This is a genomic window from Methylobacterium gossipiicola (genome assembly GCF_900113485.1).
GTDB classification, from domain to species: domain Bacteria; phylum Pseudomonadota; class Alphaproteobacteria; order Rhizobiales; family Beijerinckiaceae; genus Methylobacterium; species Methylobacterium gossipiicola.
The window spans coordinates 22,855-35,875 of sequence record NZ_FOPM01000031.1; the positions used below are offsets into that span (position 1 = coordinate 22,855).

Annotated in this window: 8 protein-coding genes and 1 pseudogene; 5 read left to right on the forward strand and 4 right to left on the reverse strand. The window is 70.1% G+C overall.

Going from position 1 to position 13,021, the window contains the following annotated elements; all coding sequences use genetic code 11:
- Positions 1–95: 95 nt before the first annotated feature.
- The 3 genes from BM249_RS19010 to BM249_RS19020 all read right to left on the reverse strand — a co-directional run bounded on the left by BM249_RS19010 (position 96) and on the right by BM249_RS19020 (position 7,085).
- A complete protein-coding gene (locus BM249_RS19010) occupies positions 96–1,901 on the reverse strand; it encodes a reverse transcriptase family protein (RefSeq protein WP_091974944.1) in 1,806 nt (601 codons plus the stop codon).
- A 427-nt stretch (positions 1,902–2,328) separates the two neighbouring features.
- On the reverse strand, positions 2,329–3,993 hold the full coding sequence (locus BM249_RS19015; RefSeq protein ID WP_091974945.1) for a hypothetical protein: 1,665 nt from the start codon (positions 3,991–3,993) through the stop codon (positions 2,329–2,331).
- On the reverse strand, positions 3,990–7,085 hold the full coding sequence (locus tag BM249_RS19020; RefSeq protein ID WP_091974946.1) for a hypothetical protein: 3,096 nt from the start codon (positions 7,083–7,085) through the stop codon (positions 3,990–3,992). Before BM249_RS19020 ends, BM249_RS19015 begins: the two co-directional genes overlap by 4 nt.
- Before the next feature lie 475 nt (positions 7,086–7,560).
- On the opposite strand from BM249_RS19020, the gene BM249_RS19025 reads away from it, so the two are divergent.
- The 5 genes from BM249_RS19025 (at position 7,561) to BM249_RS19045 (ending at position 12,227) form a co-directional block, all read left to right on the forward strand.
- Positions 7,561–9,723, forward strand: a complete 2,163-nt coding sequence (locus BM249_RS19025; RefSeq protein ID WP_483127892.1) for a M48 family metallopeptidase — start codon at positions 7,561–7,563, stop codon at positions 9,721–9,723.
- A gap of 6 nt (positions 9,724–9,729) precedes the next feature.
- The gene (locus BM249_RS19030) at positions 9,730–10,239 is read left to right on the forward strand and encodes a hypothetical protein (RefSeq protein WP_091974947.1); all 510 of its coding nucleotides are present in this window, start codon (positions 9,730–9,732) and stop codon (positions 10,237–10,239) included.
- A gap of 134 nt (positions 10,240–10,373) precedes the next feature.
- The gene (locus BM249_RS19035; protein WP_091974948.1) at positions 10,374–10,874 is read left to right on the forward strand and encodes a hypothetical protein; all 501 of its coding nucleotides are present in this window, start codon (positions 10,374–10,376) and stop codon (positions 10,872–10,874) included.
- A 112-nt stretch (positions 10,875–10,986) separates the two neighbouring features.
- The gene (locus tag BM249_RS19040) at positions 10,987–11,643 is read left to right on the forward strand and encodes an HD domain-containing protein (RefSeq protein ID WP_091974949.1); all 657 of its coding nucleotides are present in this window, start codon (positions 10,987–10,989) and stop codon (positions 11,641–11,643) included.
- A 200-nt stretch (positions 11,644–11,843) separates the two neighbouring features.
- Positions 11,844–12,227, forward strand: a complete 384-nt coding sequence (locus BM249_RS19045) for a P-loop NTPase family protein (RefSeq protein ID WP_244528864.1) — start codon at positions 11,844–11,846, stop codon at positions 12,225–12,227.
- Positions 12,228–12,263: 36 nt separating this feature from the next.
- Here BM249_RS19045 and BM249_RS19050 read toward each other — a convergent pair.
- Positions 12,264–13,021 (reverse strand): annotated as a pseudogene (locus BM249_RS19050) (IS630 family transposase); the annotation flags it as partial.

Genomic DNA, 13,021 nt, shown 5'->3' on the forward strand with positions numbered 1-13,021 from the left:
TCTCCGCCGAAGTGGTGGCCGGCTCGGCCTAGAAGATGCGCTCCTCAACGACGAGAGAGATCATCTTCTGTGATCCCGGGATAACAGAAGATGATCTACCGCGTGCGGCGCCGCTTCAGCCAACGAACGAGGCCGATCACGAGGGCGACGGCGAGGGTCGTGAACCCGAGGGCCGGATGGATCACCGCGCCGGCATTGAACAGGACGAAGAGGCCCACCACCACCATCCAGGGCTTCATCGGCGCGGCGTCCGGATCGTCCTTAGGCGCGGGCACCGGCTCGTTGGCGGGTGCCGCGGTGGTACGACCGATGGCCGGCACGCCGCTGCGGCCGGTCGGCGCCCCTGACGCGAGCCGAGCCGCGGCCTCCGCCAGAATCGGATCGGGCTCGGGCGCGGGCCTGGCCGCCGGCTCCCACCAGTTCGGCAGCGGTGCGACGCCCCGCGCCGCCCGCTCGCGAAACGGCGATACGCGCGGCCGGATGGCCGTCGCCGGCACGCCGTCGCGTTCGGCGAGGGCCTTCGCCCGGGCGACCAGGGGCGCTCCGACTTCCGGCGTGACCATACGGACGAAGCGCGCGAACCCCAGGGCCGCACGGAGCACACCGTCCTCGCCGCTGCGCCCCCAGGCGCGACCGGCGGGTCCGTGCCGCTCGAGGCCGTGCAGCAGGGCGCGGAAGCGGCGCAGGGTTTCACGGGGCACGCCGACCCGCTCGTTCACCGTCAGGCCCGTCACCTCCTGATGCCGGCCACGCCGCATCACCCGGGTCTTGTCGGGATGGACGGTAAAGCCCTCCGCCGCGACGATTTCGTGGACGTGGGCGAGCAGGGCGCCGACCTTCGCCGCCGCCGCGCCGGACGCAGAGAAGGTCAGGTCGTCGGCGTAGCGGGTGTAGGTGAAGCCGAGATTGCGGCCGAGGCCGGACAGCCGCGCATCGAGCCGGGTGCAGATGAGATTGGTCAGGGCCGGGCTGCTCGGTGCGCCCTGCGGCAACCGGCGCGGCCCCCGCGCGGCGTAGAGGGACTGCCCGTCGAGTTCGACGGCATCGACATCCGGCTCGGTGCAAATCAACGCCAGCACGGTCGCGACGGGCTCGGCATAGCCGAGGCCCCGGAACTTGCCCTTGATCCGGCGATAATCGAGGCTCGGGAAGAAGTCCTTGAGGTCGAGGTTGACCACCACGTCTTGCCCGACATGGGCGCTGGCGTTGGTCACGATCGAGCGGCCGGGAACGAAGCCGTGGGCGGCCTCGTGGGTCGGCGCGTGGGTCAGCACCGCGTCGAGCACCCAGTATTGCGCCCGTTTCAGCCGGGGCATCGGCGCCGAGATGGTGCGCAGGCCCCCGGTTTTCTTCGGAATCGTGAAGCGCCGGTAGTGGCTCACCGTGGCAAGCGCCCGGTCGTAGGCGAGGAAGCGCAACTCGGCCATGGAGATGCCCATGGCCTGCGCCACCGCCTTCGGATCCGCGAGAACCGGCAGGCCCGCAAGGGGCTCCCGGCCCTCGGCCGCCGCCGACAGCCCGGCCGAGACATCCTCGCCGAGATAGAGCAGTTCGTCGTCCCGCCGGGCGTGCCAGGCGAGCGCCCGCGCGTGGCGGTCCCGTGCGTTGCACAGCTTGGTCTCGCGCCGCCGTTCCAGGGCCGCCTTCTTGCGGCGGCGGTGCATCTCCTTGAGGGCCGCGTCGGGATCGCGCCAGAGGGCTTCGCGCCGGTGCAGATCGCCGAGGGCGCGGGTGATCTCGCCACGGCGTCGGATCAGGTCGTCCGACAGGTTCGGCTGATCCGCGCCATCCGGCCAATAGCCGAGGCGGATCATCTCCTCCAGCACGACCTCGTCTTTCGAGCTTTCGCGGATGCGGTCGTAGAGTTGCTGACGGGTGAGGGAGCCGGGCTGCGCGCTCATGGGCGGCCCCCGCGCGGGATGAGACCCATGGGCGATAATGTCACATCGCCGATGGCCCCCGCGACGGCGGGGCGGCGGGCGTCCGCCGAACGCACGGAGCAGGACCATCGGTCATGATCCGTGCAGCTTGATAGGCGACCGGGGGCGAGGGGCGCCGACCGGGATGTCTTCGTCAAGTCTCGGGACCGGCGCACTCCACTCGAAGCCGGCACGACCACCCCGGCGCGTTTGGGTTCAAGGAACCCAAATCGAGAACGCGCCGGGGTGGTCAGTGCCGGCCCAGTGAAGAGTGGGCCGGTGACGCTTCGCCGGGCAGGGTGCAGGGACGGCGAAACGCCGCCCGGAATGCAAGGTCCGTCCCTGCCGACGCCCCTCGTGAGGACGATGTTAGGCCAAGTCGAATCCCGCATCAATCGGGTCGCCCCTCTCATAACCGGTCCTCTCCTTGCCCCTGGGAGAACCGCCCGTGGAAGAACCGGCGCAGGGCCAGCATGTGCTCGCAGGGGCCTCGCATCAGCCGGTTGCGGAGGAAGAAGCCGCAGCCGCAGGTGCCCTCGACCATGCGGTCGTCGGCGTCGAGGACGAGGGTGGGACGGAGGGCGTGCCCGTCGTCGAGGACGGTGCCCGAGAGGCGCCGCCGCCCACTCTCGTCCTCCACGGAGTCGACGGTGACGAGCCCGGCCGCGAGGAAGCGGTCGGCCTTCGCCTCCTGCTCCGAGGCGAAGCGCAGGGCACCCGGCGCGAGGGGCTCGCGGGTGAGCTCGCGCAGGCGATAGACCCGCTTGTCGAGGTCGAACATCGCCCGGCCGGCCTGGACGTAACCGCCGAGGGCGGATTCCACGCTCGCCCGGTCGAGCCCGGTCTCGGCGGCCAGCGTGCCGGTATCCGCGCAATGGTGCCGTCGCAGCGCCGCGAAGACGCGGGCGGCGGTGTCGGGGTCCACCGTGTTCCGGGGCGCCAGGAGATCGAACCGACCCGCCCGCGACCAATCGTTGGCGGTCCAGCCGGACAGGCCCAACGTGAAGCGAAGCCCTCCGAAATCCACCACCGCGAAGGAGGGTAAACCGGTGCCGAGGAGGTGCAACCGTACGGATTTCGCCAGGGGCAGGGCGCGGCCGAGGATCGCGAGCCGCCGCCGGCCCCACAGGCGGATCTCGGCCCCCGTGCTTCCCCTGTAGATGGATCGGCGGAAGGTCAGCCGCTCGTTCCAGGGTTCGATGACCACGCAGATGGGCCGGTCCGGCTCCAGCAGGAAACGCAGGGAGCGCGGCCCGTGCCGTTCCTTCCGGGCGGCGAGGCGGGTCAGGATCGCGTGCATGTCGACGGGATGGAGATCGACCACATGCGCGGGCTGCGCCATGGCGCTCGACACCTGAAGGAAGCCGCGCATCCAGGAATCGGGGAGCTCGATCTTGTCCTCGCGATAGGCCGCCTCGCCGGTGGTCTGCACCTCGAAGCCGGTGGGGTCGATGCACAGTTCGGTGTCGCGGTAGCTGCGGATCTTCTGGAATTCGTCGTAGAGGGCGTGGCTATAGTCGATGTTGGTGGTGCCGCAGGCCATGGCGCCGACCTGCGCGAAGGTGTCGTGGTCGCAGGACAGGCGTCCGTAGCTCGATTCGTCGAGGCTGAAGCACTCGAAGAAAATCTCGTCGGGATGGACGGTGATGACGGGATCGAGGACGATCCAGGCGTCGAGATCCTCCTTGTAGAGCCGGTCGAAGTAACGCTGCCGCGCCTGGTAGAACGGCCGCATCACCGTGTCGGCCCGGGCGTCGATGTCCTTCAACTCGCGGCGCAGCGCCTCGATCTCGGCGCGGATCGCGTCCTTCTCGGCCAACGCCTCGGCGAGGAGCTGCCGCTCGTTGGCCTGGAGCCAAGCGAGATAGGCGCTGCGGTCCTTCGGCTTGAAGCGCAGATCCGAGACGACGACGTGATGCAGTGCCGAGATTGCCTCCCGGAACGGTAGGTGCCGGGCGATCGTGCCGGAAAAGAAGGTCGGGTCGCGCAAGGTGTCGGGCACGAAGCCCAGCCGGGTCGCGCCCGCGTCGGAGACGGCGCGGCTCTCGCCGAGGTAGCGATGGACGAAGTTCATCGGGTGGCTCCCGGGCCGGCGCTGAACGCCCGCGCCTCGGACGGACGGCGCACGAGGGGCGTGTCGAGGTCCGGATGGGCGTCCGCGATATCGCGCAGTGTCAGGATTGCGGCCGCGCGGTCGCGGGCGGTGCCGCTCAAGGACAGGTCGGCGAAGAGGGCAAGCAGCGTTTGCGCCCGCGCCCGGTCGCCGAGGGCCTGGGTCCGCAGGAAGGCCGTCATCCGATCCTTGGCGACCCGACCTTTGAGCACCTGCAGCATCACGATGCGCGCCAGGGGAATCAGCCGGTCGAAGGCGTCCTCGTCGGCGAGCGACCGCTCGGTCAGGAGTTCGGTGATCAGGAGATGCATCGCGGGCGAGGGGTGTTCGAGCAGGCGCAGGAGCTGCGCCTCCGTATCCTCGGGCCGGAGGCGGCTGCGCAGGAGGTGGCGGGCGAAGGCCAGGACTTCGGGTTTGACGCTGTCGGTGACGACGGCGAGCACGTCCGGTGTCCACACCTCCTCCGGCCACGCTTCGAACTGCGTGCGGGCGAAGGCGAGGGCATCCGGCCATTCGCTCTCGACGAGCAGCACGGCGTCGGCCGCCTGCGCCTGGAAACGGGCCGGCTCGGCCTCGAAGGCGGCCATGGCCCACAGCCGCACGGCACGATGCGGGTGGCCGCCGAGCCGCGCGATCTGGCGCACGCTGAACTCTTGGGGCGAGCGTTCGGCCAGAACCGACGCGCCGAGGCGCTGGGCGCCCTTCGCCCGCGCCTGGAGCAACCGCCATACGGTGCCGGCGTCGAGGGCAGCGAGTTCGCCCGGAACCGCCTCGGTCAGCAGCGCCACCATGTCGGCGGGATAGGTCTCATCCGGCGCCGTGCGGAACAGGCTGTCGATCACGTCCCGTACGAGGCGCGCGGCGAGGGCCGGGTCGGTCTCCGCGAGGCGCCGGACAAGGGGGCGGGCCGCCCGGCGCAAGGCCGGGTCGGCGCCGTGCGCGAGGGCGAGGATGGGCGCGGCATGGCGCTCGAGCCCGGCCGCGTCGAGCCGGGCCATGAGGCCAAGGGCCGCCGCCCGGACGTTCTCCGCTTCCGCACCGATCAGCCTCTCCCAGAGTTCCGCCGGCAGGTGCGCGACGTCGATCTCGGAGCGGCTCAGCAGATCGATGCCGGCGGCGGCGACCTCCGTGGCCGGATGCGTCATCAGGTCGATCACGGCCTCGCCCGAAACCGGAAGGCCGGCCTTCGGCCACAGAACCGCGAGACCCGCCCGCATCGCTCGGATCGCCGCGACCGCTTCCTCATCGGGGCTGGGCGGCATCGCCCGCAGCCACTCCACCAGTCGCCGGCCCAGCGCGTTCGCCGCCTCCGGGGACGGCGCACGGGTGCCGGCGAGCTGCGCCACCGCTGCCGCGACATCGGGCTCGGGACTCGTCAGCATGGCGAAGGCCAGGGCCGTTTCCGACCAGGGCAAAGCAGGATCGGCCTCGATCCGCCGCAGTGCGAGACCGCGCGCCTCGGGCAAGGCAGCGGCAACGAGGATCGTGAGCAGAGCGGGATCGACGGCGCCGACGGCGAGCCGGTCCCGCACGGTCTCGAAGCCGAATTGTTGCGCCGCCGGGACCGATGCGATCAGGAGCCGCCCGAGGTCGGCGGTGCTCAGGGTCGCCCGCGCCGCCGGGTCGGCCCGCAGCACCCGCAAGCCGAGATGGGCCACGGCCTCAACCCGCGCCTCCGCCGCCAGACGCAGGGCCAGATCGGGGCGGGCGCTCCAGAGATGCGGAAACGCCTCGTCGCGGCTGTCGGGATCGGGCTCGGCGCGTTCCAGAACGGTGAGCGAGCGCGGGCGCGGCATCGCCCCGGCGGCATGGCGGAAGAGGAGTTGACTGACGCTCCATCGGCGTCCGAACGGTCCCTGGGCGCGGGGCTCGCGGCTCCAGGTACCGTCCGGCCCGCGCGTCCAGACGCTCCAGGCGGTCCGCCGGTCCAGATCTTCGGGAGAGAAGCACAGCAGGAAGGCGGCGGCCATCTCGGCGAAGGCCGGATCGTCCACCTCGCCGCGTTTGCGGAGCGCACGCCAGACCCGGCGCTTGAGATAGAGATGGGTGGCCGAGGACAGGCCGATCCGCCGATCCGGCACGCCCCGGCTCGTCTTCGTCGCGATGTAACGGCCGAGTTCCGGCACGTAGGCGGGGTCGCGACCCGAGCGATACATCGCGGTCGCGGTCTCGAACCTGTGGGCGGTGGCGCCGAACAGGCCGGCATCGTCGGCCATCTCCGCGTGTTTGAACAGGCGGCGCAGGCCGAGCAGGTAGGGCGGCCGGGCCGGCAGCCGGGCCAGCGCCGCGCACAAAGTCGCATGGCAGCGCGGCTCCCGCCGGGCCCGCCGCCCGAGGGCCATCAGGATCGGCCCGACTTGGCTGGCGTCCTGTCCGGCGAGGGCGGCGCAGAGACCCGCGACATCACCGGCCTCGACCGCGCCCGCCACCGCCGGCGGCAGTTCGGCGTTGCGGCTTTCGGCATCGGTCGGCGCCGCCGCGAGGGCGAAACGGGCGAGGTCGCGGATCACGGCGCTTCCCGAACCGGCGGCGATCCCTTCCAGCGTCGGCACGGCGGCCGCGCCACCGGCCCGTGCCAGGGCCCAGACCAGGGAATAGCTCGCCCGTTCCGGCTCGATGTCACCCGCCAGGGCAACGAGATCGGACGCCGCCTGCGCGATCCGCAATTGGCCGATGCGCCAGAGCAGACGGTCGCGCGTGGCGCCCGACCATCGCTCCCGCCGACAGGTCGCGAGGCGCGCGAGCAGCACGGCGTTGCGATCATCGACGCCGGTCCCGTCGGTCTCGGCCGGAAATCCCCCCTGCGTCCGGCGGTAGCCGGCATTGCACTTCGAGACGACGACGCTGTCGAACACCCGCATGGCCGCCGCTTCCGCGACGGGCTGGGGAGTCTTCGTTCCCTCGCGCAGGATCGCGCCCCGGCGTCCGTAGCGGACGTTGACGAGGTAGCGCTCAGGTTCGGAGAGGGTTTCGTTCTCGACGAGATCGACCTCGTACACCTTGTCGGAGGTGCCCTGCCTCAGATGCAGGTGCTCCGAACGGACGCATTTCATGCGGCGGTCTCCGCCTGGAAGGACAAGACACGGCGATCAAGCGATCTCGACATCCGGACTCTTCGTCGGGGGACGGATGGCGGACGCCCGCGGGTTGGGACGTCCCGATAGGAGGCCAAGCCTAACTTTTGCGCGCACCGGAAGACAAGTCCCGCGTGTCGCACCAACGCGTCGCGCCAGCCAAGATCAAGGTCGCGGAATGCGTCGGAATCGTCTTCCATTGACGAAAGCGGTTCATCTGGTGGATATCCCGTCGACGATGTGAAGACGATTTTTGTTGTGCCCAACCTATCCTGGAGGATGGTCGGCGGTCATCAGGCAAATTGCGCAAGGCGACGTCCGCCATCCTTCGCGGAACTCCTAGTTGCTTTGAATGTCCAGTCCGGCTCTCGGTCGAGAGGGCTCGGTGTCGGACATTCGGAGCGGCACTCCCCTGTCTTACACGCTTCAGGAGGCGATGATTCCGGAAGGAAAGTTGCAACGCGCGCTCTCGCGTCCACGTGCCCTCGCGGGGCTCATCGCCGCCACCGTGCTGCTGCCGCTCGCCCTCGTGCTCCTCGGCCTCTGGCAGGGGCAGCGCGGCGCCGACGCGGAGATCCGGTTCCAAGCCGAACGGCAGCGACTGGACGGTCTGGTGACGGAGCTGAAGCGGCAGGCGCCACAACCGGGACGCTTCGATCCGCGCCAGCAGTTCCGGAGCGAGGGCAAGACCTATGTCGGGCCGCTCGCCTTGGCCCAAGCGCAAAGCGCCCGTGACCACGCAGCCCACCTCGCCACTCTGATGGGGTGGCGCCGGCTGCTGCCGCCCGTCGGCGTCGCGGGCGGGGCGCTGGCCGCCGGGCTCTCCCTCCTCGTTCTGTTCGCCGGTGCCATCCTGGGCCGGCTCGGACGCGCTTCGCGCGACTCCCTCGTGCGCGGCTTCTCGCTCCTGCGCCGACTGCTGCCCGCGACGCTCGCGCTCCAGATCCTGGCGGCGACGGCGAGCTTCGTCGCCGCCGTGGCGTTCGAGGCGGCGATCCTGTTCCAGGGCCGCTTCGACGGAGGCGCGATGAAGCTCCTGGTCATCGCCGTCGCGGCGGTCGGTGCCGCCATCCTGGTGGCCGGCAGCACCATTCTCGGCCTGCGCCGGGCGCTCGGAGCCTTCGAGCCCGATCCGCTTCCGATCCTCGGGCGGACGGTGACGCCCGCCGAAGCGCCTGCCCTGTGGCGCCTCCTCGATGGCCTCGCCGACCGCCTCGGCGCCCTCAAGCCCGAAGCGGTGGTGGTCGGCCTCACCGAGGGGTTCTTCGTCAGCGCCGGTCCGGCCGTCCTAGAGCCCGGCGGCGCGCGGATCGAGGGCCGAATCCTTTACCTGCCGCTGCCCCACCTCGCCCTGATGCGCGGCGACGAGGTCGCGGCGATCATCGGCCACGAACTCGCCCACTATGCCGGGGACGACACAACCTACAGCCAGCGGTTCCTGCCGATCTATGCCGGCGTCGAGCGCTCCCTCGACGCGGTGGCCGAAGGCCATCGCGGCTCCCTCGGGCTCCTCGGGCCGTCGTTTCGCCTCGGCCTCTTCGTCATGGACCGTTTCCACCTCGCCGTGCGCCACTGGAGCCGGGCACGCGAGTTCGCGGCGGACGCGGCCGGCGCGCGCGTCACCTCGGCGGATGCCTCGGCGCGCGCGCTCCTGCGCAGCGGCGCCGTGGCGCCCCGCATCCGGGAAACCCTGGAGCACGCATCGGAAGCACCGGATGCGGCCGGCCCCGATCTCGTGGCCGCCGCCCTCGACCACACGATCCGGCACGGCCTCGACGATCCGGCGGCGCATTGGCAGGAGGCGCAGGCCCACCCCACCGATACCCACCCGCCGACCCGCGAGCGTGTCGCCGCCCTCGGGCGAACGATCGACGCGGATCTCCTGGGCGCGGCGCGTGCCGTGCCGCCATCCACCGCCCTCGGCGGGCTCGGGGCCTATTTCGCCGACCCGGCCGGCCTCAGCCGCGCGGCGACGGCGGATTTCCTCAGTGTCCTGCGCGCACGGGATGCGGCGTTTCACGCGCATCTCGAGGCGACCGTCGCGGAGGTCGGGCGCGAGGAACGGGTCCTACGGGCCTATCATCGTCCCCGTGGCCTCGTGCTCGCGGTCAGCGGCGGCCTCTTCGCCATCGCGGCCGCGGCGATGGCCCTGTTCGGCGTGCCGGCCCTCCCGACCGCCGACAGCCGCATCGTCGCCATGGTGGCCCTCGGCCTCGGGGCGCTCCTGGGAGGGGCCGGCGCCCTGGTTCTGCGGCGAGGCGAGCCCGTGACCCTCATCCTCGGGCCCGAGTCCTTGAGGGCGCCCGGCCTCGACCGGGCCATTCCCTGGGACGACATCGCCGACCTCGATCTGGCCCTGAACCGTTCGGCCATGGTCATGCGCCTGCTGCTGCCCCCCGGTGCGTCCTGGCCACAGCCTCTTCCGGGCCGACACGGTGTGAAGCTCGAGACGAAGCACCGGATCGTCACGCTGACCTTCGGCCTGCCACGCGGAATGAAGCCGCAGGATTTCGCCGCCCTCATCGGCCGCTATCAGGACGCCGCGCAGGCCCGGCGCCTCCTCGCCGAAACCGGGGCCGGCGCCCGAACCTCCGCGATCGCCCCCCAATCGGCCTGAGGCTTCATGACAGCCCTACCCGAATCCGCTCCGTTCCGGCGATTGCCGCCCCGGCGACAGAGCCGAAGCGCCATCCTCTGGGCCCTGGTCGGCGTCGTCGCCCTGGCCGCCATGCTGGTGGCGTGCGTGATCTATACCGCCCCGGTCCTGATCTCGGACTGGCGGATCCGCGACACCGCCCGGCCGATGACCGAGGCCCGGATCAGCGACGGCAGGTGCAATTCCAAGATCGTGGTCCACGTCTGCAACCTGACGCTGACCCTGCGTCAGCCGGCCGGCACGGTGACACGGCGCGTGAACTACGTGTTCTCCGGCCTGCATCTCGGTGATTTCAGCGCCGGAGCCATGGGCGATCCCGCGCAGCCCGACCGCATCACCACCACCCTCGGCCTCGACCGGTTGTGGAACCGGACCCTCACCCTGGTGGTGATCATGATCGCGTTCGCCACGATCATCGTCGGGGCCCTCGTGGCACTGGTGCGGAATTGGCGGGCGAGTTCGTCCCCGAACGGATGACCGTACGCCGCGCCACAAATCCTCGTCCGCGTCGGACGCGGCGCAACGGCGAAGCGCCGGCATGGCGCGCGACCAGCCCCCCTACGGTTCCCTCGGCCTGCCGCCGCAGGCTTTTCTACACGAGATGCCAGCGCATGATCTCACGCCGAAACGCCCTTGCCGCCGCCGCGATCCTGTTCTGGGCTCGCACGGCCCTGGCCGAGCCCACCCTCGGATTGGCCGAGCGCCGCGCCATCGCCGCCTACCGGGAGAGCCGCTTTCCGGCGCAGGAGAAGGCGATCCAGGACGCCGCGGGCTTCGCCGTGCCCGTCGAGGTGGCGTGGGATCAACTCGCGATTCCCGGAGACGCCCAATACTATGAGAATCCCGACTTCTTCGAGAAGACGATCTTCGAGCCCCTCGCCGCTGCGCTGAAGGAGATCGGTCAGGACAAGATGGGCCGCGAAGCCCTGCGGGCGAAGCTGACATCGATCCGCATTCGCTATGACGAAAAGACGGCTCCGGCCTCGAACTACGCCAATGGCCTCACCTTCGCTGGCGGCGTCCTCGACGTGAACTGGCGCCCCTTCGCCAACGTGGCCGATGCCAAGGACCGGGTGGCAGCCGTGACCGCGCTCCTCGAAAAGAACCTCTGACGGAGGCCCCGGCCGGGTTTTCCGCGCGGCCGGGACACCGAAGCGGTGTCCCGGGTGATGCGCGGTGACGAGACGATCCGGGCTCTTCATCGCGAGAACCGAGGTCCCCATCATGGACGGATTGCTGCGAACGCGCTTCCGGGCGCTCTGGTCCCGGACGGTGGGAGGCGACGCGGCCGAGGCTGCGTGGCGGACCCTCGATGCCGGCTACGGCGCGGGCATGCGCCACTATCACGGCTGGAAGCACATCGCCGACCTCCTGGCCGGGCACGACGCGGTGCGGAATCTGCCGGAATTCGTCGATCTCGATCACGACGCCCTCGACCTCGCGATTGTGTTTCACGATGCGATCTACGAGACCGATCGCACCGACAACGAGGCCCGCAGCGCCGATCTGTTCACGACCCATGCCGCGCCGGCAGGTGAGTCGGAGCGCCTTCGCTCGGTGGACGCGATGATCCGGGCAACCGCCACGCACGGACCGAGCCCGGATCCAGCGACCCGCCTGATGCTCGACCTCGATCTCGCGGTGCTGGGTGCCCCGCCCTCGACCTATGCTGCCTACAAAGCGGCAATCCGGCGGGAATACGGCGCGGTTTCGGAAAGCGCGTGGCGCCTCGGACGCGCGGACGTCCTCGGCCGGTTCCTCGCTCGGCCACGCCTCTACCAGACCGACCACTTCCATGATCGGCTCGAGGCTTCCGCGCGCGTCAATCTCACGGCGGAGATGGACCTGCAAAAACCTCCGCTCATCGGTGAATATCTATGAACTCATGATCAGCAACCGGCAGCTGCGGCGATGCAAGCGACCCCAAAGTCCTCACTTCCATGACGCGAATCAATATCCTGGGTAATTCCGGGAGCGGCAAGTCGACATTGGCTCGGGCCATCGGCGAACAGCTGAACAGTCCTGTCATTCACTTGGACCGGCTGTTCTGGGAACCTGGCTGGCGGGAAGCGGATCCCCGGGTGTTCCGTCGACGCGTCGCCAGGGCCGTCGGTGGAGACGCCTGGGTCTGCGAGGGCAACTACGCAGCCAAGACCTTCGATCTCCGTCTGGCGCGAGCCGACCTCACGATCTGGCTCGACACGCCGCGCCTGACATGCGCCGCCCGCGTGATCCGGAGAAGTACCGGCATCAAGGTCAGACCGGATCTTCCCGTCGGTTGCAAGGAAGGTCATCTGAAGAACACCATCGACCTTGTTCGGGACATCATGCAATTCGATGCCGTCCGGCGCCCCCGTATCGAGGCGGAATTGGCGCGATGGATCACCGCGGGATCGGTCCTGCATCTCAAGGATCGACGTCAAATCGCGGCGTTCCTGACGAGCCTTCGACGACCCGCAGGCTGACATCCGAATTCGGCGGATTATACCAGCTCTCATTGATCAGCACGCATGGGCCCATTTGCGCAGTCCGATGGACATGATGCGCCAGGGCTGGGCGATGATCCTGTTCCAAGCGTCGCAACAGTGGTCGAGGATGTCGGCATAGGATCGAAAGATGCGGTTTCCGAGCCAGTTGTCCCGCACGAACTGCCAGAGGTTCTCGACCGGGTTGAGTTCGGGCGAGCGGGCCGGGAGGGGCATCAGGGTGATGTTGTCCGGCACGGGCAGCTTCCTGGTGGTGTGCCAGCCGGCCTGATCGAGGAGGAGCACGGCGTGGGCACCGGGCGCCACGGTCGCCGAGATCTCTTCGAGGTGGTGGGCCATGGCTGACGTGGTGCAGCGGGGCATGACGAGACCGGCTCCCACGCCTCGGGCCGGGCAGACCGCTCCGAAGATATAGGCCGAGGCCGTGCGTTGATCCTTGGGGGCCGAGGGTCGCGTCCCGCGCTTGGCCCAGCGCCGGGGGAGCGTGTTCTTCTGGCCGACACGGGCCTCGTCGCAGAACCAGACCTCTACCGGCTTGCCGCCGACGGCCTGCGCGATCTGCGCCAGACGGTCGGGGAAGCCTTTTAAAAACGGCGGCGGCGTCCGGGTCCTGGGCGTGATGGCGCGGGCGAGCCGAGAGTTTGCGGTAGCCCATCGCCCGCAGGACCCGGCTCAAGGTCTGCTCGGAGACCGATACGCCGTGATCCTCGGGATTGATCTGGGCCAGATCGCACAACCGCCAGCGCACCACCCCGTGGGCGGCGGGCGTCGGC

What these genes read in the sequence shown, in the direction of transcription:
- BM249_RS19040 (WP_091974949.1), top strand. Translation starts at nt 10,987, where the DNA reads ATGGACGGATTGCTGCGAACGCGCTTCCGGGCGCTCTGGTCCCGGACG.
- BM249_RS19010 (WP_091974944.1), bottom strand. Translation starts at nt 1,901, where the DNA reads ATGAGCGCGCAGCCCGGCTCCCTCACCCGTCAGCAACTCTACGACCGC.
- BM249_RS19015 (WP_091974945.1), bottom strand. Translation starts at nt 3,993, where the DNA reads ATGAACTTCGTCCATCGCTACCTCGGCGAGAGCCGCGCCGTCTCCGAC.
- BM249_RS19030 (WP_091974947.1), top strand. Translation starts at nt 9,730, where the DNA reads ATGACAGCCCTACCCGAATCCGCTCCGTTCCGGCGATTGCCGCCCCGG.
- BM249_RS19035 (WP_091974948.1), top strand. Translation starts at nt 10,374, where the DNA reads ATGATCTCACGCCGAAACGCCCTTGCCGCCGCCGCGATCCTGTTCTGG.
- BM249_RS19020 (WP_091974946.1), bottom strand. Translation starts at nt 7,085, where the DNA reads ATGAAATGCGTCCGTTCGGAGCACCTGCATCTGAGGCAGGGCACCTCC.